General features: G+C 39.4%; 20 protein-coding genes. All 20 read left to right on the top strand.

What is annotated here, in order from left to right:
- Positions 1 to 36: 36 nt before the first annotated feature.
- Positions 37 to 402, top strand: a complete 366-nt coding sequence (locus C8D94_RS08810; protein ID WP_245946243.1) for a four helix bundle protein — start codon at positions 37 to 39, stop codon at positions 400 to 402.
- 37 nt (positions 403 to 439) lie between these two features.
- Complete coding sequence (locus tag C8D94_RS08805; protein WP_245946242.1) at positions 440 to 1,801, top strand: TolC family protein; 1,362 nt, start codon at positions 440 to 442, stop codon at positions 1,799 to 1,801.
- A 2-nt stretch (positions 1,802 to 1,803) separates the two neighbouring features.
- A complete protein-coding gene (locus tag C8D94_RS08800; RefSeq protein WP_115123547.1) occupies positions 1,804 to 2,370 on the top strand; it encodes a helix-turn-helix domain-containing protein in 567 nt (188 codons plus the stop codon).
- A 66-nt stretch (positions 2,371 to 2,436) separates the two neighbouring features.
- The gene (locus C8D94_RS08795; RefSeq protein WP_115123546.1) at positions 2,437 to 4,827 is read left to right on the top strand and encodes a multicopper oxidase domain-containing protein; all 2,391 of its coding nucleotides are present in this window, start codon (positions 2,437 to 2,439) and stop codon (positions 4,825 to 4,827) included.
- A gap of 30 nt (positions 4,828 to 4,857) precedes the next feature.
- Entirely contained in the window at positions 4,858 to 5,448 is a 591-nt protein-coding gene (locus tag C8D94_RS08790; RefSeq protein ID WP_115123545.1) for a DUF3347 domain-containing protein, read from the top strand.
- Entirely contained in the window at positions 5,449 to 5,904 is a 456-nt protein-coding gene (locus C8D94_RS08785; protein WP_115123544.1) for a heme-binding domain-containing protein, read from the top strand. It abuts the gene before it with no gap.
- Between the two features lie 134 nt (positions 5,905 to 6,038).
- Positions 6,039 to 6,515 (top strand): YybH family protein, encoded by a 477-nt coding sequence (locus C8D94_RS08780; protein ID WP_115123543.1) that lies wholly within the window; start codon positions 6,039 to 6,041, stop codon positions 6,513 to 6,515.
- Between the two features lie 18 nt (positions 6,516 to 6,533).
- Positions 6,534 to 9,035, top strand: a complete 2,502-nt coding sequence (locus tag C8D94_RS08775; protein ID WP_115123542.1) for a heavy metal translocating P-type ATPase — start codon at positions 6,534 to 6,536, stop codon at positions 9,033 to 9,035.
- Between the two features lie 19 nt (positions 9,036 to 9,054).
- Entirely contained in the window at positions 9,055 to 9,639 is a 585-nt protein-coding gene (locus C8D94_RS08770; protein ID WP_115123541.1) for a DUF2911 domain-containing protein, read from the top strand.
- A gap of 99 nt (positions 9,640 to 9,738) precedes the next feature.
- Entirely contained in the window at positions 9,739 to 10,230 is a 492-nt protein-coding gene (locus C8D94_RS08765; protein ID WP_115123540.1) for a DUF305 domain-containing protein, read from the top strand.
- 99 nt (positions 10,231 to 10,329) lie between these two features.
- Positions 10,330 to 12,063: an efflux RND transporter periplasmic adaptor subunit gene (locus tag C8D94_RS08760; protein WP_115123539.1), complete on the top strand. Its 1,734-nt coding sequence runs from the start codon at positions 10,330 to 10,332 to the stop codon at positions 12,061 to 12,063.
- 22 nt (positions 12,064 to 12,085) lie between these two features.
- Complete coding sequence (locus C8D94_RS08755; protein ID WP_115123620.1) at positions 12,086 to 12,712, top strand: Crp/Fnr family transcriptional regulator; 627 nt, start codon at positions 12,086 to 12,088, stop codon at positions 12,710 to 12,712.
- A gap of 60 nt (positions 12,713 to 12,772) precedes the next feature.
- On the top strand, positions 12,773 to 13,573 hold the full coding sequence (locus C8D94_RS08750; RefSeq protein WP_115123538.1) for a sulfite exporter TauE/SafE family protein: 801 nt from the start codon (positions 12,773 to 12,775) through the stop codon (positions 13,571 to 13,573).
- A gap of 58 nt (positions 13,574 to 13,631) precedes the next feature.
- Entirely contained in the window at positions 13,632 to 14,963 is a 1,332-nt protein-coding gene (locus C8D94_RS08745; RefSeq protein WP_115123537.1) for an MBL fold metallo-hydrolase, read from the top strand.
- Positions 14,964 to 14,968: 5 nt separating this feature from the next.
- The gene (locus C8D94_RS08740) at positions 14,969 to 15,526 is read left to right on the top strand and encodes a YeeE/YedE family protein (protein WP_115123536.1); all 558 of its coding nucleotides are present in this window, start codon (positions 14,969 to 14,971) and stop codon (positions 15,524 to 15,526) included.
- 3 nt (positions 15,527 to 15,529) lie between these two features.
- Complete coding sequence (locus C8D94_RS08735; protein ID WP_115123535.1) at positions 15,530 to 15,943, top strand: DUF6691 family protein; 414 nt, start codon at positions 15,530 to 15,532, stop codon at positions 15,941 to 15,943.
- A gap of 466 nt (positions 15,944 to 16,409) precedes the next feature.
- Complete coding sequence (locus tag C8D94_RS08730; protein WP_115123534.1) at positions 16,410 to 17,315, top strand: T9SS type A sorting domain-containing protein; 906 nt, start codon at positions 16,410 to 16,412, stop codon at positions 17,313 to 17,315.
- Between the two features lie 204 nt (positions 17,316 to 17,519).
- Entirely contained in the window at positions 17,520 to 18,812 is a 1,293-nt protein-coding gene (locus C8D94_RS08725; protein WP_115123533.1) for a PQQ-dependent sugar dehydrogenase, read from the top strand.
- Between the two features lie 22 nt (positions 18,813 to 18,834).
- A complete protein-coding gene (locus C8D94_RS08720; RefSeq protein ID WP_170134746.1) occupies positions 18,835 to 21,102 on the top strand; it encodes a TonB-dependent receptor in 2,268 nt (755 codons plus the stop codon).
- Positions 21,103 to 21,286: 184 nt separating this feature from the next.
- Positions 21,287 to 22,942: a porin family protein gene (locus tag C8D94_RS08715; protein ID WP_115123531.1), complete on the top strand. Its 1,656-nt coding sequence runs from the start codon at positions 21,287 to 21,289 to the stop codon at positions 22,940 to 22,942.
- Positions 22,943 to 22,950: the final 8 nt, after the last annotated feature.

Here is a 22,950-nt window from a genome sequence, read left to right as displayed (position 1 = left end):
ATAAGAAGTAAAATTGAAATGTAATGTTTTAGAATTATGATAAAGTCGTATAAAGATTTAACGGTACATAAAGAGGCTTTTTCTCTGGCAATGGACATTTATTGGAGAACGAGAAAGTTTCCACAGGAAGAAATCTATTCACTTACATCCCAAATTGTACGATCGTCAAGGTCGGTAACCGCAAACATTAGTGAAGGCTGGGGTAAACGTATGTACGAAGCAGTTTTTAAGCAGCAATTAGTGAATGCTCTTGGTTCAAATTCTGAAACTCAAGACTGGTTAGACTATTCTTATGCCTGTAAATACATCGAAGAAAAAGAATATTCTGAGCTTTTGAAGCGAAATAACAAAGTAGGTCGAATGCTGACTAAACTTTACCAAAATTGGAAAAGCTATGAGTAATATTAAACAACCTGCTAAGTCGCAAAAAACTACTTTTATGAAAACAGGAAAACATTTTTTAAAAGGGAAGTTGATCTGTTTCCGAAATCTAACGTCTAACGGCCATCTACTAGCTTCTTCTTTCCATTTGCCGACAGCTATTTTCAGGCATCCAGTTTTAAGCTTCCAACATCCAGCATCTAGTTTCCAAATTATTATAACTATACTTTTTTTAAATATATGTGTTTTCGGACACAGTCAATCTTTAAGAGAATATATCAACATTGCCGAAGCCAACAATCCAGAAATCCAAGCCTTTGAATTGCGATACAGCATCGCCGAAGAAAAGGTAAACGAAGCCAACTGGATTCCCAATACCGAAGTAAGTGCCGGCTACTTTGTTAGTGAACCTGAAACAAGAGTGGGCGCACAACGTGCACGAATAGGCGTAAAACAGATGTTGCCGTGGTTCGGTACTATTACAGCTCGTGAAAATTTTGCCACCGCAATGGCAGATGCCGAATATGTGGATATTACGATTGCAAAGCGCAAGCTCGCACTTTCGGTCGCACAATCCTATTACCGCTTGTATGCCATACGTGCCAAGCAAGCTGTACTGGATGAAAATATACAGCTTCTGGAAACCTACGAGCAACTTGCACTCACATCTGTAGAAGTGGGCAAAGCGAGTGCCGTAGATGTGTTGCGACTTCAGATTAGACAAAATGAATTACAACAACAAAAGAAAGTGCTGGAAGAAGAATTTAGAGCAGAACAAACGGCTTTCAACAATTTGCTCAACCGTGATGCAATGATGACGGTTGACGTTGTTCCGGAAATGGAAATTCCACGGGAAGACCCGTTTTATACTAATGATGCACTATCACTCAATCCCGAACTGCTCAAATATGACAAGCTCTATGAATCGGTAGCGCAATCTGAACTGCTCAACCAGCGCGAGAGTTTGCCTATGATTGGTTTTGGTGTAGACTACCTGCCCGTAACGGAACGCAGCGATGTCAACTTCAGCGATAATGGGAAAGATGTTTTGATGCCTATGGTTTCGGTGTCCATTCCCATTTTCAACAACCGCTACAAATCCATTTCAAAACAAAATAAACTGCGCCAGCAAGAAATTGAGACCCAACGGGAACAGCGATTAAATGTGCTGGAATCTGCTTTCGCGAAAGCAAAATCACAACGCAACCAAGCACGCATCGCTTACAACACACAACTTCGTAACCTAAAACAAGCCCAAGATGCCGAAGAAATTCTGGTAAAAAATTATGAAACAGGCACTATCGATTTTAATGATGTGCTGGACATTCAGGAATTGCAATTAAAATTTCAAATAAATCAAATTGAATCGGTACAACGGTACTATGTGCAATCGGCCATTATTAATTATCTAATCAACTAATTATGGTCAAGGATTTTTACATAAAAAATATGGTATGCGATAGATGCATAAAGGTGCTCAAATCTGAAATAGAAGCTCAGGGCATTGATTTAAAAGAAATAGAGCTGGGACGCGTAAAGTTGAATATCAAAAATAACGATGAGAGATATGCATTATTGGAAATCTTGGATAATAATGGCTTTGAACTCATTGATTCTACTGAAGATAGATTAACCGAGCAGGTAAAGATTGTTCTCATCAAGATGATGGATAATTTACCTATTTGTTTAGACGATAAACTTTCTGTACATCTTGGAAAAAAATTGAACCAAGACTATTCTAAAATTAGTAAGGTGTTCTCATTTACACAAGGAATTACCATTGAAAAGTATTTTATAAAACTGAAGATTGAAAAAGTTAAGGAACTTATACAGACGCAAGAAAAGAATTTTACCGAGATAAGTCAATTATTGGATTACAGCCATCTAAATCATTTAAGCAGACAGTTTAAGACTGAAACGGGAATGAGCCTAACGACCTTTAAAAAACAACAAAAAAAAATTAGAAATTCTTTAGACCAAATTATATAGATAACAACCATAATTATGACACAACTCGTTGAAAAACAGAGTTAATTTTATAGAAAATTAAAATTTATGAAACTAAAAATCATAACGTTACTATTGTTTTTGATGTCGATGGCAACCTATGCTCAATTAACATCAAACCGAAGCGAAGAAAATATTGACAATTGGCCAGAGCGCGTTTATGACTTGACCATAGAATATAAAACTGTAAACTTTACGGGTAAAGATGTTAAGGCTATGACCATAAACGGTGGTATTCCTGGTCCCAATCTCGAATTTAATGAAGGCGAATTTGCCATTATAAATGTGACAAATAATATGGATGTGGAAACATCGGTGCATTGGCACGGAATGATATTACCTAATTACCACGATGGTGTCCCGTATTTAACCACACCACCTATTCGTCCTGGTGAAACTTTACAGTACAAATTTGCTCTAAAACAATCTGGAACTTATTGGTATCACTCACATACAGGTCTTCAAGAACAAAGAGGTGTTTATGGTTCATTACAGATAAATCCAAAGGAAACTGATTTAAAATATGATAAAGATTTAGTCTTAGTGCTTTCGGATTGGGTTGATGAAAACCCACAATCTCAACTAAAAAATTTGAAGCGCGGCAATGAGTGGTATTTGATAAAAAAAGGTCAGGTTCAAAGTCTTGACAAACTAATTGCTCAAGGTGCAGTAGGTGCCAAATTAAAGATGGCGTGGCAACGAATGCCAGACATAGCCATTTCAGATAACTATTACGACAAGTTTTTTATCAATGGTGGTTCTGAACAAAACTATCCAGACTTTAAGCCAGGGGAAAAAGTGCGATTGCGGTTTGTGAATGCTTCCGCAGCAACCTTCTTTTGGTTGACTTTTGGTGGGGAAGATCCAATGTTAGTATCAGCAGATGGTTTGGATGTGGTTCCAGTGGAACATAACAAAACTTTGATTGGCGTTGCCGAAACCTACGATTACATCATAACAATTCCACAAGATGGTAAGCTTCAAGTAAGAGCGACGGCACAGGATGGTTCTGGCGAAGCATCAGCTTTTATTGGAACTGGAAATGTATTGGAAGCACCTGTAGTTCCAGAACCTAATCTTATTAAGAATATGAAACAAATGATGTCAATGGGAATGAAGATGGGTGCCCCTGCCTCAAAATTTAATCCTTCAAAAAACGATTCCATTCAAGTAATGGAAAATTATAAAATGGATATGGGCGGTATGAATATGGGCGACCACAAAATGGGTATGAAAAAAGATTCAACCCAAATGGCTCACGATGATATGGATATGAAAGACGATAAAATGAAAATGTCCAAGTCAGAAATGAAGATGAACAAAGGCAAGGCCAATATGGAAATGAATGGCGATATGAAAATGGACGGGATGAAGATGGGCTATATGATTCCAAAGGATAAAGTCGTAGGTGATAATATGAAAACAGGTGGCAATCCAGAATTCAATTACAACTACTTAAGGGCTAAAGAACCTACCGAATTTGAAAACGATAAGCCCGTAAAAGAAATGCTTTTCAACCTTACCGGTAATATGAACCGCTACGTCTGGTCTATCAACGGTGTTCCACTTTCAGAAACAGATAAGATAAAAATCGAGCAAGGCGAAGTGGTACGCATCACGCTCAACAACCTTACAATGATGCACCACCCAATGCACCTGCACGGCCACTTTTTTAGAGTGCTGAATGAGCACGGTGAATACTCCCCATTAAAGCATACTGTAAATGTTGCCCCTATGCAAAAAGTAGTTATGGAATTCGATGCCAATGAATATGGTGACTGGTTTTTTCATTGTCATATTTTATATCATATGAATTCTGGAATGGCAAGAATTTTTAGTTATGACACACCTCGGGATGAACGATTAGAAGGCTACCCACTTACTAACCTTACCAACGAAGCAGACCATATATTCACTTGGGGCGAAATCACGGCCGCAAGTCATATGACAGAGCTATACGCTACCGCAACAAACATTAGAAATCAATTTGCTCTAAGGGGCGAATATGGATGGAGCAAGAATTTGGAAGCCGAATTCACATACGAACGCTATCTCAATGATTACTTCCGAGTTTTTGGTGGTGTAAATGTTGAGAACGAAGGTGAGGACAGCCTTGAAGAGATAAACACGACTGCCATTGCCGGTGTAAGATGGTTAATGCCATTGCTCATTAATTCAGATTTCAGGATTGACAGCAAACTGCGACCGCAGATAAGTTTTAGTACGGGCTTTATGATTTTTCCACGTCTCGGAATTTATGGCGAGTATGAATACCAGATGGACTTTGGTTGGGACGGCAAGTTACCCGAAGGTCAGGATTTTGATGAAGAAACCACTTGGCAAGTTGGACTTGAATACGTATTGAGCCGTGACTTCTCATTAATGGGAAGCTATGATAACCGTTTTGGCGCTGGTGGTGGACTCTCATTAAGATTTTAGAACAATTATTAACTTAAATAAATAACAAAAATGAAAACAGTAAAAAGAACAATAGGTACAATGGCACTTGCTGCTATAATGGTGTTAACGGTTTCCTGCAAGGAGGGAAACAAAAATGAACCTGCTGCACCTATGAGCAACGAGATGCACCAAGAGTCTAAGGATGACAAAGACGATATGGCAATGAATGAAAACCAAGATGCAAAAGCAGTCTTACAAGACTATTTTAAACTAAAAGATGCACTTGTCGAGACGAATAATGACAAAGCAAAACAACTGGGCGCCACGCTGGCAAGCACTTTAGGCAGTTTTGATGCATCCAGCTATTCAGATAGTGAGCAAAAAGAACTCAAGGATATTTTGGAAGACGCAATTGAACACGCAGAACACATTTCAGAAAGTGATATGGCACACCAACGTGAGCATTTCAAAATATTGAGCAAGGACGTGACTGATATGGTGGCCATTACTGGAACAGAGATGAAGATATACGAGCAATTCTGCCCAATGTATGATAACAATAAAGGCGGTGCTTGGCTTAGTATGAACGAAGAAATTAGAAACCCCTATTTCGGTGACAAAATGTTGAAATGCGGTAAAGTACAGCGAGAAATCAACTAATTGAAGTTTTTAAAAATCATAGCGTGGCTTTCCCTTGTGGGATTGATAGTGATTCAGTTCTTTCCAATAACCCTGAACGAGAGCGATACTGTACCACAAAGTGATTTTATGGTAGTAAATCAAGTGCCTGCAACGATAAAAAATCGGTTGCAGGTTTCTTGCTACGATTGCCACAGTAATAATACAGATTATCCGTGGTATAGTAAGATACAGCCTGCGGCTTGGTATCTGGAAGATCACATACAAGAAGGTAAGGACGAACTTAATTTTAATGAATGGGCAGAATATTCAGACCGGCGAAAGAACAGTAAACTTCGGTCTATCATAAGCCAAATTGAAGAAGATAAAATGCCTTTGGATTCTTATACACTCATTCACAGGGATGCAATTCTTTCAGATGAAGATAAGAGGATGATAATAGATTATATGACAGCGTTAAAAGACAGTTTGGAATAAAGTCCTGGTATGGGAAGGGCAAGTTGATGGTTGGTTAGTTAGTAGCCCTTCCCTTGTCAGGCACAATAAAAAATATTAGAAAAATGAATAATGATATAAATGAATTTGAATAAAAACCCTTAAAAACAAACAGGATGAATGCACTTAGAAAAACTACAATATTCGCATTAATTATAATAGCAACAAGCCAAGTGTTCGGACAAGATGTAAACACAGAAAAGCAAGCCGTGCTTAAAGTAATGAAAACCTACAAAGATGCGTTACAAAACTTGACAACTGAAGGTACCTTTGACTTATTTACAGAAGATTCTGAGGTTTTTGAATCTGGTGGTGTTGAGGGTTCCTATGCGCACTATATAGAACACCATTTGGGACCAGAATTAGGACACTTCAAGAAGTTTGAATTTTCAGATTATGAAATTGATGCAGAAGTAGATTTGCCCTATGCATTTACTACCGAAACTTACGTCTATACCATAGTTCTCAATCCCGATGATAATGGCAATACCCGAACTATAAAGAAAAAAGGGGTGGCGACTTCTATCCTTAAGAAGATAGATGATAAATGGCAGATAGTTAAAACACATTCATCATCCAGAAATGTTAAATAATTTTTAGCCAATCATAAAATGACACACACCTATCACATACACGGAATGACCTGTAATGGTTGTAGAACGCACGTAGAAGAAACGCTCTCTAAAGTTGAAGGTGTTACCAATGCAACTGTCAATTTAGAAAAAGCCGAAGCGACCATAGAAATGGAATCACATATTCCCATCGAAAAATTTCAAGAGGCGCTGAAAGCTGATGGTGGGCAATACAGCATCCATCAGAATGGCGAACATCATCATACCCACGATAAGAAGAACGTTGAGAAACCCAAAGGCAAAGGAACGGGAACGTTTTACTGTCCGATGCATTGCGAGGGCGATAAAACCTATGACCAACCAGGCGACTGTCCTGTTTGCGGAATGGATTTAGTTGAAGAAGTTAACCTAACGGCTACTTCCGACACGCAATATACCTGCCCGATGCACCCCGAAATCGTAAAAGACGAACCGGGAAGCTGTCCAATCTGTGGGATGGATTTAGTTCCTATGGAACCCGATTTATCCGCAGAGGAAAAGACCTATAAAAAACTGCTTAAAAAGTTCTGGATAGCGGTCGCTTTCACATTACCCATTTTTATCATTGCAATGTCCGAAATGCTGCCCAATAATCCTTTATATGAAGTTTTAGAATTAAAATATTGGAATTGGATTCAATTTGCACTTTCCATTCCTGTGGTATTCTACGCCACTTGGATGTTTTTTGAGCGTGCCTACCGTAGTATCAAAACGTGGAACCTCAATATGTTTACGCTTATCGGAATCGGTGCAGGCGTTGCTTGGCTCTTTAGTGTGTTCGGAATGCTCGTGCCCGATTTTTTCCCTGACCAATTCAAGACCGAAGCGGGTACGGTTCACGTCTATTTTGAGGCGGCTACGGTGATTCTAACTTTGGTGCTACTTGGTCAAGTCCTCGAAGCTCGTGCGCATAGCAAGACCAATTCAGCAGTCAAGGAACTTTTAAAATTAGCACCGAATAAGGCAGTTAAGTTGGTTGATGGCGAAGAACAGGAAGTAGCCATCGATGAAATTGAATTGGGTGACATTCTGCGTGTGAAGCCGGGCGATAAGATTCCCGTGGATGGGGTGATTACCGAAGGCGAAACTTCCATCGATGAATCGATGATTACAGGCGAACCTATTCCAGTAAACAAATCTACCGATGATAAAGTAAGTAGCGGAACTATCAATGGCAATCAGTCCTTTTTGATGAAAGCTGAAAAGGTAGGTTCCGATACCTTGTTATCACAGATTATACAGATGGTCAACGATGCCAGTCGTAGCCGTGCACCCATCCAGAAATTGGCCGATACCGTTTCGGGATATTTCGTACCAATCGTTGTTATAATCGCTGCTTTGACCTTCGGCATTTGGGCAATTTGGGGTCCGGAACCGGCCTATGTATATGCCTTGGTCAATGCCATTGCCGTATTAATTATCGCTTGTCCCTGTGCTTTGGGGCTTGCGACACCAATGTCCGTAATGGTGGGTGTCGGTAAAGGTGCACAAAATGGGGTACTTATCAAAAATGCCGAAGCTCTTGAAAAAATGGATAAGGTAGATACCCTAATTGTCGATAAGACCGGAACGATAACTGAAGGAAAACCTACAGTTGAGAAAGTGGGATCTTTCGACAATGGCTTTACGGAAAGCGAAGTACTACAATTCATTGTTTCCCTTAACAGCCAAAGTGAACATCCGCTGGCAGAAGCCACCGTAAAATATGGTAAAGAACAAAACGCAGAGTTTTTAAAAGCAGATGGATTCAATGCAGTTACCGGAAAAGGGGTTGAAGGTAAAGTGAACGGTAATGAGGTGGCTTTAGGTAAAGCCAAAATGATGGAACAGGCAAATGCCACGCTTACCGAAGCTATGGAAAATGAGGCACAATCCTATCAAAAACAAGGGAAAACGGTTTCCTATCTCGCAGTAAATGGTAAGGTTACAGGCTACGTGGTCATAGGTGATAAAATAAAGGAAACGAGCGCAAAAGCTATCAAGGATTTGCAGGATAAGGGAATTGCAGTCATTATGCTTACTGGCGATAATCACGATACAGCCCAAGCTGTCGCGGATGAACTTAACCTTGCGGATTTTCAAGCAAGTATGTTGCCAGAGAACAAATTACAAGAAGTCAAGAAATTACAAGAGCAAGGCAAGGTGGTTGCAATGGCAGGCGACGGCATCAACGATGCACCTGCACTCGCTAAAAGTGATGTAGGCATCGCAATGGGAACAGGAACAGATGTTGCCATTGAAAGTGCAGCCATTACCTTGGTGAAAGGCGATTTACACGGTATCGTAAAGGCAAGAAACCTAAGTGATGCAGTAATGCGCAATATCAAACAAAACCTCTTTTTTGCAATGATTTATAACACGCTGGGTATCCCTATTGCAGCAGGACTATTGTATCCGTTTTTCGGAATACTCTTATCGCCAATGATTGCGGCCTTGGCAATGAGCTTTAGTTCGGTTTCGGTAATTGCCAACTCATTACGTCTAAAAAGTAAAAACATATAATCTAACTAATTGAATACTTATGAAATATAAAATTTTGATAATCCTATTGGTAGTTGCTATCAGCGGATGTAAAAACGAAGGAAAGAACAATTCCGAAATAGGGACAGAACACAATCATACCCAAAGTGAACCTAAATCTGAGAACAAAAAATCCCTTAGCCCACATACATCAGAAATGGCGATGATAGGCGATGCACATATTCATATAGATTATTCGTCGCCAGGCGTAAGGAATAGAATTATTTTCGGTGGACTGTTGGCTTACGACCAAGTCTGGCAGGCTGGTGCCCATATGGCTACTTGGTTGGAAACAAATAAGGATTTAGAAATTGACGGTAAAGTATTGAAAGCCGGGAAATATGGATTTTTTGTAATTCCGAATAAAGAAGAATGGACTGTCATTTTCAACAGGAATTGGAAGCAACACGGTAAGGACAATTATGCTGAAAATGATGATGTATTACGGTTTAAAGTGACACCTAAAATTTCAGAAGACATCAAGGAACATTTAGAGTATAAATTAAAAAAAACAACAGAGAATTCTGGAACAATCTCAATGAGTTGGGAAAAAGTCACGATTGAATTCCCTTTTAAAGTCAAGTAAATAGGAAAATAACTAAATCGATTAATACAGAATACCCATTTACATTCAAAAAATATAAAACGAATAAATAAAAAATTATTAACCTAAAAACCAAAAATTATGAACGCAAACGAACACACAAATTCAGAAAAATCAAAAAATCACTACACACGTTTTGTGGCAATGTTAGCTTGCTCTTTTGTAGCCATGTACATCACAATGTATTTAAATACGTATGAATGGGACCACGTATGGTTTAGTCTTACTAGATTTTATATGGTCTGTTTAGGTATCGCAGCTATGGCCATCATTATGTTTGTGGCAATGCGTGGAATGTACCAAAATAAGAAGAAGAATATAGCCATTGTCTTGGGAAGTATCGTTCTCTTTGTAGGTGCATTGGGACTGGTACGCGACCAGAAATCAACCGTAGGTGACATACTTTGGATGAAAGCAATGATACCACACCATTCAATCGCAATCCTTACCAGCGAGCGAGCTGATATTCAAGACCCAGAAGTTAAGAAGTTGGCTGAAGAAATCATAAAGGCACAACGTAAGGAAATCGCAGAAATGAAACAAATGATCGAACGTTTGGAAAATCAGGATTAGGGCGCTCGAGCGGGCTTTCCGCTATATCCCCGATACGTATCGGGGGATGTCGCTGCAATCCCTAGCGCACATTGTGCCACACATTAAACAATAGTTATTATGAAAAAGAACAATTTATATTTAGCAATAGCACTTATAGTAGGTCTGGGTGCTGGCTGGCTCCTATTTGGAGATATTACAGGCGATGCTGCAAATAAGGATACGTCTGATATGTCCGACCACGATCACTCTGGTGAAAGCGGAGACAAAATGTGGACGTGCTCCATGCACCCACAAATTATGCAACCCGAAGCAGGCGATTGCCCTATATGTGGAATGGACTTGATAGCTGCGGAAGCTGGTGCTGATGGTCTCGCTGTAAACGAGATAAAAATGACCGAAAACGCAATGGCGTTGGCAAATATCCAGACCACTATTGTGGGCAATACACAAGCCAGCGATGCCGATGGGATGATATCCCTGTCAGGAAAAATAGCGACAAACGAAGAAAACGATGCAGTACAAGCCAGTTACTTTAAAGGGAGAATAGAGCGACTCAATGTTAATTACGAAGGTCAGCAAGTGAACCGTGGTCAGTTGTTGGCAACTATTTATGCACCAGAACTTGTAGCGGCACAGCAAGAATTGATTACGGCTGCTACACTCAAAGAATCACAACCAGCTTTGTACAAAGCTGTGCGCAACAAACTTAAAAACTGGAAACTTTCAGAAACACAAATAAATACCATAGAAGAAAATGGCACGGTGCGAGAGAACTTCCCAATTTATGCAACCGTTTCAGGAACAGTATCAGAAGTAATGGCAGCACAGGGCGATTATGTAAACCAAGGACAGCCTATTGTGAAATTGAGTAACCTCAATTCGGTTTGGGCAGAATTTGATGCTTATGAAAATCAAATAGCACAATTCAGCGTTGGGCAAAAAATCAACATCACGACCAATGCCTATCCAAATAAAGAATTTGAGGGAACAATTTCATTTATTGACCCAATTTTAAATAATGCGACACGAACGGTAACGGTACGTGCAACCCTGCAAAATAGAGGCGACCTATTTAAACCAGGAATGTTTGTTACAGGTAAGGTTAAAGGCGCAACGCAAACTATGGAAAATACACTTGCCGTACCTGCAAGTGCTGTACTATGGACAGGCGAGCGCTCTTTGGTATATGTAAAAACCAATCCTAACGAGCCTGTGTTTGAAATGCGCGAAGTGACCTTGGGCAATCGCTCTGGCGACAATTACCAAGTCTCGGCTGGACTAAACAATGGCGATGAAATTGTTACCAATGGAACGTTCACGGTAGATGCAGCAGCACAATTACAGGGTAAAAAATCAATGATGAATCAGCAAATGATGCAGGACGAATCAGCAATGATGGGCGATATGGAAATGAGTTTCAGCAATGCGTTCAGTTCTGATTTCGACAAAGCATTATCATCATATCTCAAAATGAAAGATGCCCTTGTAGCAAGCGATGCAAGTCAAGTTTCCGCTTTCGCGAAAGCGACATCAGAAAAATTAAAAGCAATATCGGCTGATGATTTAGGTACGATGGAAAAACAACACCTAACCAAAAGTATCGAAATGCTCGATGCCGTTGCAAACAATGATAATCTGGAAAACCAGCGCGCTCACTTCGTCATTCTAAACGAGAATTTCGTACCTATTACAATGAGTATTAATAACTCAACCAGTTATTACGTCCAAAAATGCCCAATGGCAAACAATAACAAAGGTGCAGTTTGGTTGAGTACCGAAGAAGAAATAAGAAATCCATACTATGGCGATGCCATGTTGACCTGTGGAAGTGTTATTGAAGAACTTAATTAATTGCTCAAAAAGTATACTCTTAATGAAACCCTTATTTAATCAGGCCTATGGCTCCCATTTCGAAAAAGAATTAATAGCAGACATTAATCGTGTAGGTACTGTGATGGATGTTTCTGAAGGTCAAGATTTAATAAGACCTGGACAATATATAAAATCGATTCCACTATTGTTATCTGGGAGTATCAAGATAATGCGACCAGATGATGATGGCGAAGAATTATTGTTGTATCATCTTGAAAAAGGCGATACCTGTGCTATGATGATGACTTGCTGTATGGGCGATATTAAAAGTGAGATTCATGCTGTAGCCGAAACACCTGTTAAAATCTTAATGATTCCTATAGATAATATGGAAGAATGGTCAAGCAAATATAAAACCTGGCGCAACTTTGTTTTTGAAAGCTATCACAAGCGAATGATGGAAATGTTGGACAGTATAGATACGATAGCATTCCATAATTTAGAGGAACGCCTGGAGCACTATCTTGAAAACAAAGTCAGTTTAACAAACAGCAAGCACCTCTATACAACCCACAAAGAGATTGCACAAGACCTCCATACCAGTCGTGTTGTAATTTCCCGATTGCTAAAAAAAATGGAAAATAGCCATAAGTTAAAACTGCATCGCAGTTTTATTGAAGTCCTGTAACATCAGTTACAGACATTGAACATGTCTACAAGTACATTTGTATCATAATATTTTGTACTAATGGAAATCATAGAAATTTTAGGGTACATAGGTGCACTTTTCATTGGGCTTGTTTTGGGATTGATTGGCGGTGGCGGCTCAATTCTTACCGTTCCTATTTTAGTATATGCACTTGCGCTTAACCCAGTAACTGCAACAGCATATTCATTATTTGTGGTGGGAACAACTTCCTTGGTTGGTGCAATTAAAAATATGGTGAAGGGGATGGTGGACTATAGAACAGCCATCATTTTTGCTATTCCAGCTTTTATAGCGGTATACCTTACACGAGCATTTTTAATTCCAGCGATTCCAGATGAGCTTTTTGAAATAGGTGATTATATGGTAACTAAGAATCTGGCCATAATGCTGTTTTTTGCCATCATTATGTTGCTCGCCTCTGTTTCGATGATTCGCAACAAGCGAAAAGAAACTGACCAAGAAGCTCAAACCTCATACAATTACCCTTTAATAATTATAGAAGGTTTGGTTGTAGGAACTATTACTGGTATTGTTGGTGCAGGCGGTGGCTTCTTGATTATCCCAGCGTTGGTTCTCTTAGCAAAATTGCCAATGAAGAAAGCGGTTGCCACATCACTTTTTATAATCGCGATTAAATCCCTGATTGGCTTTTTGGGCGATGTTCAGAATTTAGATATTGATTGGCCATTCCTGTTGATTTTTACAGCCATTTCGGTTGTGGGTATATTTATAGGAATTTGGCTCAATAATTTTATTGACGGAAAAAAACTTAAGAAAGCCTTCGGGTGGTTTGTACTCGTTATGGGAGTCTACATTATTTATAAAGAACTTGCTATGTAACTTGGGTTACTGAAACCTGTTCTGTTAATTATTACTTTTAAAATAAAACAATGAAGCTATGAATATAAAACAATTTGAATACAAACCATTGGCACATTACTCCTATGCCATTGTAAGCGAAGGAAAAATGGCCGTTATTGATCCAGAGCGTGACCCGATGCAATACTATGATTTTGCAAAAGCAAACAATGCCAAAATCGTTGCAGTTATTGAAACACATCCCCACGCAGATTTTGTAAGTTCCCATTTACAGATTCATAAGGAAACCGGTGCGACCATTTACAATAGTGAAAAAACCGGTGCAGATTACCCTCACACCTCTTTTGATGAAGACGACACCATTACAATTGGTAGTGTAGCCTTAAGGGCAATCAATACCCCGGGTCATTCACCGGATAGTATTACAGTTATTGCGACACAAAATGATAAAACAGCTCTTTTTACTGGCGATACGCTATTTATTGGAGACGTAGGTCGTCCAGACTTACGGGAGAAAGCAGGAAATAAGCAGGCCAAACGAGAAGAGCTGGCTGAAATGATGTACGATACCATACAAAATAAGTTCAATGATCTACCAGATGATGCTATTGTTTATCCCGCTCACGGTGCAGGTTCCCTTTGTGGAAAAAGTATGAGTGATGACAACAGCAGTACCTTAGGTAACGAACGAACGGGTAATTGGGCTTTCCAAAAACAATCTAAAGAAGAATTTATAGACAAGCTTTTGGATAGTCAACCATTCATACCCTCATATTTCGGGTACAATGTAGATAAAAATAAAGATGGAGCAGAGAATGTGCAACAAGCTATTAATGAGGTTCCGTTTGAGGAAAATACTACAGCCCAAGGTTTAATAGTTGATGTACGTGATGAAGAAATCTTTAAAAAAGGACATCTTGAAGGCAGTTTTAACATCCAGGCAGTTTCAGATAATGCAAAATTTGAAACTTGGTTAGGTGCCATTGTAGAACCTAATGAAGAATTTACTCTAGTTATAGATAGCAAAGAAAACCAAGAAAAACTATTGCACCGTGTTGCTAAAATTGGCTATGAAAAACAATTGAAACAAGTTATCACGCTTTCAGATAAAAATTTGGTCAATACTGAAATTTTAGACCTGAAAGACTTTAAAAACAATCCTGATAAATACACTATTGTAGACATTCGTAATAAAAGCGAAATTGAAGAAGGAAAATATTTTGAAAATGCCATAGCACATCCTCTAAATGAACTTCGAGATACTGCTGAAAACATACCTACAAATAAGCCTATTGTAGTGCATTGCGCAGGTGGGTATCGCAGTGCTGCTGGAAGTAGTATTCTCCAGAAAAAATTAACTGGTGTAACGGTGCATGATTTGAGTGATGATGTAAAACAATTTCAAGATTAAATAGTATGGAGTATATATATGAGCCGTGGCCGTGGTATGTTGCGGGTCCACTTATTGCTTTAGTGATGTTTATTTTATTACTTATAGGAAAACAGCTTGGGATGTCATCAAACCTACGTACCGCCTGCGCAGCAGTTGGTGCAGGAAAAGCGTCCGACTTTTTTAAATTTAATTGGAAGGCCGAACGATGGAACTTGATGGTTGTTCTTGGTGCAGCTATTGGCGGTTTTATTGCATCCACCTATTTGAGTAATGGTACTGTAAAGATAAACCCCAGAACCGCTCAACAACTATCAGATGATTACAACATCAAGAGTGCTGGCAAGGCATACCTTCCAACAGAGATCTTTGCTGCCGAAAACCTTGCAGATCCTTTAAACATTGTCATATTGCTAATTGGCGGACTACTTGTAGGGTTTGGTGCAAGATATGCAGGTGGCTGCACATCTGGTCATGCCATTTCTGGATTGAGCAACTTACAATTACCATCCCTTATTGCTGTGATAGGTTTCTTTATTGGTGGGCTTGTTATGATTCATTTACTATACCCTATTATTTTCTAAATTATGCGTTATATCACTTACTTAGTCATTGGTATTTTCTTCGGAATAATAATGTTTAAATCTGAAGCTGCATCGTGGTTTCGCATTTATGAGATGTTCAATTTTGGTAGCTTTCATATGTACGGAATTATAGGTTCTGCCTTAGTTCTTGGCGTTACTGGTGTGCAATTGATAAAACGCAAGAACATAAAGCCTTTGGATGGAGGCGAAATGAGTTTGCAGCCCAAGAATAAAAGTGTCGCTCGGTACCTAATAGGTGGTACCATCTTTGGATTGGGTTGGGCACTTGCTGGTGTTTGTCCGGGTCCTATATACGTTCTCGCAGGAGCAGGGTATATTTCTATCTTAATAGTACTCCTTGGTGCAGTCCTAGGAACTTTTTTATATGGTTTGATTAAGGACAGGTTGCCTCATTAATCTCCTTGATAATCACCTATTTGTAACACAGTAGCTCAGAAGAGATAAAGAAGTCCCAAGGTTAAAATCAATTTAATTTCCAATATCCTCTCCTCTTTTCTTTTAAACCATATTTCCAATAACATGGATAATATAAAAATTAGCATGACCCTCGGGGAAGTAAGCAACTTGAACACACTGTTTTTCAAGACTCTATTCAAAATAAATCAAGAAAAAACAAGGATTTTTCTCCTCTTAGTTGTTTCATATATAGAAAGCCCATTATCGTATAGTAAACAAGGGACTTTCAACAATTTATAAAGCTGGAAAATAGGGTTATGTATAGCTACCCCCCTTCTTAAGAATTGTATTTTTCATTAAATGGATAAAAAATTGTAGCAATTGCATTAAAGAATTCACCTTTTTGAGCTTTATACAAATTCGTAATGTGCTAACTTTAAACTATTAACTTTAAAATAACCTCGCCATGAAAACAAAATTACATACCCTTTTTTTATTGCTATTGTGCAGTATAGGCTTTGCAGGCAACACCACAACAATTTATACAGACTGTGATTCAGAAAGTACAGACAATGTTACGGTACAAGCAACTATGGAAGACCACATAAACCGAACACCCGCTCTTAATAAAGTAGCAGAGGGTGATGATTGCGAACCAGAATGTCCAGACGATTTTACTGTCCAAGCAGACATGAACGACCAATACACCATACCCGATTATGTCGCTGAAGGTATTGTAACACTCACTGGTGATTGCGCTAATGCAGTAATTAGCCAGACGCCTGCTCCAGGAACGGTAGTGGGATTGGGTGAAATTGAAATTGAAGTAACAGCAACTATAAATGGAGATGAGGAAGATTGTGATTTTGATATTACTGTAGTAAGTGGTGGTGGTGACTGTATGATAAACTGCCCAACAGAGTTGACAGTCCAAGCAGATGCAAATGGCGAATACTCATTACCCAGCTTTTTTGGAGAAGGTATCGTAACTATCTCAGGAGATTGTTTTGCTGCCACTATTACCCAAACACCTCCTCCAGGAACCATTGTAACCCTTGGACAAACATTAATTACGGTTGAGGTTTCCGCTGGAGGCACTACTGATGATTGCGACTTTACGCTTACCGTTACAGATGTATTAGGAGTTAATGATGAGACAAAAGCAAATATTCATCTTTACCCCAACCCAGCGAGTGATGTAGTTAAGATTTCAACCGAAATTGTAAGCGCAACTATCTACGACCTACAGGGGCAAAAACTATTTTCTACAAATGAAGCAACAATATCGGTTGCAAGTCTAAGAACCGGAGTATACCTTATTAGAATTGAAACCGAAACAGGATATACCACTAAACAAATGGTAATTAAATAATAAATCTTATTGACCAATCAAACCGCTAGGATTTAAAAGTCTTAGCGGTTTTATAGTGTAGGCTTTTCCTAACTCTTCAACCATTTTTCAATTCTTGAAATTTTCACAATTCCCCTAATAACATAGTTAAAGTTATTGTAAACTGCCAAATGCCATTGGTTATCTTTAGTCTGGTCCGTAATTTTATTGAAAACCAGAAAAGCCATGTTAAAAAAAATTACACTTTTGTGTTTAAGTGTTACCGCTATTATTTCCTGCAAACAAATAGCTGGCGACATTAAAGCAAATCCAGACCTTGAAGCCCCAGATAAAGAGTACAAATCCTCTACAGTTCAAACTGCAGTGGGACCCTTACAGCTGGCCGCACCTTATGCAACTGAGTCTACCGCAAAGATTTCGAATATAACCGATTGGCCCGAGGGGCAATTGCCCAAAGCACCACAAGGGTTTACCGTAACTAAATTCGCTGACGGTTTTGATAATCCGCGTTGGACCTATATTGCCCCCAATAACGATATTTTTGTAGTAGAGAGTAATACCAGAAACAGTGCCAACCGTATTACCATTTTACGGGACGCCAATAATGATGGTACGTTTGAGATTCGCGAGCCATTTATAGAAAATTTAAACCAGCCCTTCGGGATGCTGGTAGTAGGTAATTATTTTTATGTTGCCAATACAGACGGTCTATGGCGATACCCCTATGAAACAGGGCAAACCAATTTAAATAATACACAGGGTGAAAAAATTGTTTCACTCCCGGCAGGTGGATATAACTATCACTGGACCCGAAATATCATCACGAACAAAGCAAAAGATAAAATCTATATTTCAGTGGGGTCTGCCAGTAATGTTGGAGAATACGGCATGAAAGAAGAAATACGTCGCGCCAACATCTTAGAAGTAAATCTGGACGGTTCTGGCGAAACTATTTACGCCAGTGGGCTTAGAAACCCTGTTGGAATGGATTGGAACCCTGCCAATGGCGAATTATGGACCGCCGTAAACGAACGTGATAAATTAGGGGATAATCTGGTCCCAGATTATATTACCAGTGTACAAAAAGATGGTTTTTATGGCTGGCCATATTCCTATTACGGGCAAATTCGCGACCCAAGATTGCTGGATAAAGATGTAGACTCCTTAGTTGCTAAAGCCATTGTTCCCGATGTGGCAACAGGCAATCATACCGCCTCCCTTGGCTTTACTTTTTACAATGCTGAACAATTTCCTGAAACCTATAAAAACGGGGCATTTGTTGGGCAGCACGGCTCTTGGAACCGAAAGAATTTCTCTGGCTATAAAGTAGTTTTTGTCCCTTTTGAAAATGGGGAACCAATGTCAAAACCAGTAGACTTCTTATCAGGTTTTATTGCCAAGGGTGATGGCTCAAAAGTGTACGGACGTCCAGTGGGTGTTACCGTAGCAACAGATGGTTCACTCCTGGTGAACGACGACACAGGGGGTGTAATTTGGAAAGTGAGCTATGCAGAATAGGATTTTGAAAAACCTTAAAATTATGAGTACGGTCATTTGCTTGACCGTATTTTTTTACGGGAATGCCCAAATAGTTGGAAATGTTACGGATGCCGAAGGAAATCCAATTGCTGATGTTTCGGTAATTTTTGATAATGAGGAAATATCCCGAACGGATGCATCCGGTACATTTCAGCTGAAAGAAAAGTTTGCCCTTCCGTTACAGGTTTCATTTTCACATCCGGATTATTTTTTTTCAGAAGAATTGGTAGAAAAGAATAATTCTGCTTTTCAATTAAGAAAAATTACTGTAAATAATGAACTTTCTACTGTAGTTTTGGCTTCAGACTTCAATAAAAAAAGTAGAATTCTTGCTCCAACCGAAACCATCACCAGTGAAGATCTAGAGAGGTTTGACCCCGTTGATGTGGTAGACGCCCTTAACCAAACCGAGGGTATTTACATACAAAATGGAGCCATAAATACCAACCGGATTACCATTCGTGGGGTAGGATCACGAACGTTGTTCGGTACCAATAAAATTCGAGCCTACTTTAACGGGATCCCAATAACCAATGGCTCTGGCAGTACTGAAATTGACAGTTACAACACCAATGCCCTAGCTAGCATAGAAGTTGTAAAAGGACCAAAAGCTACACAATATGGAACAAATTTGGGCGGAACGCTCATTCTCTCTACCACCACACCTACTGAAAACACTACAAAAATAACGAACAATTTTACCGTGGGATCTTTCGGGCTGTTAAAGAATAGCACCACCGCACTGCTGAAAGAAGACAGGTTGACCCTCTTTGCAAATTACGACCATTTACAAGTGGATGGCTTTCGGGAAAACAATCGCTACAATCGTAACAACTATTTGGTGACTTCAAATTACCAATTGAACAAAACCTTCAGCTTAGGACTGTTGCTTAGACACACCAATAATTTTACCCAGATCGCTAGTTCGTTGGGTGAAACCGCTTTTACTGAAAACCCCACACAAGCCGCTTTTACCTGGGGGCAAGCTATGGGCTTTGAGGATAATCGTGAAACCTTGTCTGGTTTAAGTTTAGAGACTAAAATCTCTGAGACATTTAACAATACTACAAGTGTTTATTATACGTACCTGGATCATTATGAACCACGTCCATTTAATATCCTTGAGGAATATACCCATAGTTATGGCCTCCGGTCCATATTTGTGAAACAATATACGCTGGCCAAGCGCAATGCAACCCTAAGTTTTGGAGGCGAAACGTATAGGGACGATTACAACGGAAGAATATTTGAAAATCTTTACGAAGAAAATAATGGCAATGGCAGCTTTCAGGGGAGTTTGCTGGGCAATAATAATGAAATACGAGAACAACTAAATGTGTTTGCCACAACTACCATTCCTTTTTCAGAAAAATGGAAAACAGAGATTGGAGTGAACGTAAACTCCACTCGTTATGAACTAATGGACAAATTTAACACAGGGGATGCCAACACAAGTGCCAATCGTGATTTTGAGACACTGGTTGCCCCCAATTTCAGCCTACAATACCAACCAAGCCAAGATTGGGCGCTGTATGGAAACGTGAGCCGTGGATTTAATTATCCCAGTGTGGAAGAAACCCTAACCCCAGACGGAATTGTAAATCCCGACATTGGACCAGAAATAGGTTGGAATTATGAATTGGGAACTAAAGCAAAATTATTAAACCGAAAACTTCAGTTTAAAGTTGCTGCTTACTTGCTGTCAATCGATGATCTCTTGGTAGCCGAGCGAGTGGGTAACGACCAATTTGTGGGCCGAAATGCCGGTAAAACACACAACAGAGGGATTGAATTTGGTGCCGAATATACTTCAACTGTATTAAAAAATATTACACTACAGGCGTATGTAAATGCAGATTTCAATTTTCATAAATTCATAGATTTTGTTGATGGTGAAAATGATTTTTCCGGTAATGAACTTACTGGTGTGCCAGACAAGAAAATAGCGGCTGGGATAAGATTTCAGCATCCAATTGGTCTATATATTTTAGCCAATACGCTTCACGTTGGTAGCCAACCCATCACCGATGCAAATAATATTTTTAGTGATTCCTACACCATAGCAAATGTAAAAGCTGGTTATGAAGGAACTCTAGTAGAAAAATTAAAGATTACAATGTCAGCAGGTATCAACAATATGGCAGATATCACCTATGCCTCCTCTATACTGATAAATGCTACTGCTTTTGGAGGTAACGAGCCACGTTACTTCTACCCTGCCCCTCCCATTAATTTTTATGGAAGTCTTGGAATACAATATCAGTTATAGGGTAAACTTGTTAACCACCATTAACGCTTTTTAAACTGAAAAACAAACACTTACCTATTGTCTTTTAAATATTCTTTCAAATTTCTACATCTGGGAATAAAGTCTTTTACAACATCCATCAATTGAAAAGGGACTTTCATAAAACGGCTCTAAAATTAAATGCTAAACTCCTTACTTTCAAGGTATGGAGTGTAGGGTGGTCATAGTAGTAATTAGTATTGCAGTGATGCTTCCCATTGCTGGAAAAGCCCAAAACATTGAACAAATGGGCGACTCCACCGCTATAAGATTATCTGGTACTTTTGGTGCTCGAGCTATTTTTTACGATGCTTCGGGAGGAGAGGACCGAAGACAACCTTTCACCTATCTGCTCTCCGCAAATGCTGCAGTCTCTATTTACGAGTTTAATGTCCCTTTCAGTTTTACCTTTGCCAATCAGCAGTTTCAGTTTAGCCAACCCTTTAACCAAATTGGGGCCAGCCCAAATTATAAATGGATAACGCTCCATTTGGGGCATAGAAATATCCAGCTTTCGCAATTTACGTTAGCAGGCCATCAAATGTTGGGTGCCGGTGTTGAGGTGAACCCTGGAAAATTTAGGGCATCCATAATGTACGGAAGACTTAGAAAAGCAGTTCCAGAAGACACAACGCTCATTTCATTACGACGGCCTTCTTACGACCGTGTGGGATATGGTGCAAAAGTTGGGGTGGGCACAGCAACCGATTTTATAGACGTTATATTTTTTAAGGCTGAAGATGATGAGAACTCCCTCACCACCGAAGAAAAACCCGAGACCATTACCCCTGGAGAAAATGTAGTGGTGGGCGTGAATACACGGAAAACATTTTTCAAGAAAAAACTGAGCTTCTTTTTTGACGGTGCAGTGAGCACATTTACACTTGATAAACAATTAGAATTTGGCGATCCCGAAATCCCCCAAGGACTTGAATGGACCTCAAGCTTTATTGGTTTGAATGCTTCCACCCAAGTCTATACAGCCTTTAAAACAGGACTTTCATTCCGCGCTAAAAAATTCCAAATAAATACCATCGCTCAACGTATCGATTCAGATTATCGTTCTATGGGGCTCTATTTTATCAATAACGATGTGCTCTCGTATGCCATTCAACCTTCTTTTTCACTTTGGAAAGGAAAACTAAGGATAAACGGCGGGCTTACCTTTCAACGGGACAACCTTAACAATAAAAAAGTAGCTACGGCCAAGCGTACCATTCCGCAGCTTACTGTTTCAGTAAATCCATTGCCAAATATTAATGTCATTGGCAGTTATACCAACCTCACGACCTTGATGGAAGAAGGAGCCGTACCGTTGGACAATGCCTTAAAGCAAGACCAAAAAAACCCAATCTATTCGCTTACGGCCACCTATGTAAAAAGTGACACCATACGGGCGCATAGTATCTCTCTGTTCGGGAACCGAAGTGAACTGAAAGACGACAACCTGACTACACAACAGTTTTCCCAATATGTGGGCAATACGGTAAATGCCACCTATAGTTTCAGTCAACTTAGACATCAATATGGGGTATACCTCTCCTACAATTATAACGAACTTGAAACATTTACGGGAAAATTGCCGGGCAATGGTTTTTCGGTAGGCGCCAACAAATCATTTTTTGATCGAAAATTGAACCTTTCGGCCTCGGGCAGTTATGCCAAACAAGATATAACCGAAAGTAAAAGTTTCACGTTTACCACAACGTATCAGCTTAAAAACCAGCAAATAAGCCTGAATGTCAATTATTTGAACACCATATTGACTACAGGCCCATTCAACGAATTTACCGGATATATAAATTATAGCGTCCGCTTTTAAAACCTTAC

The organism is Marinirhabdus gelatinilytica (assembly GCF_003353425.1).
GTDB classification, from domain to species: Bacteria; Bacteroidota; Bacteroidia; order Flavobacteriales; family Flavobacteriaceae; genus Marinirhabdus; species Marinirhabdus gelatinilytica.
Note: the sequence above shows the minus strand (reverse complement) of the source record. Positions and strands in the feature narration are given on the sequence as shown.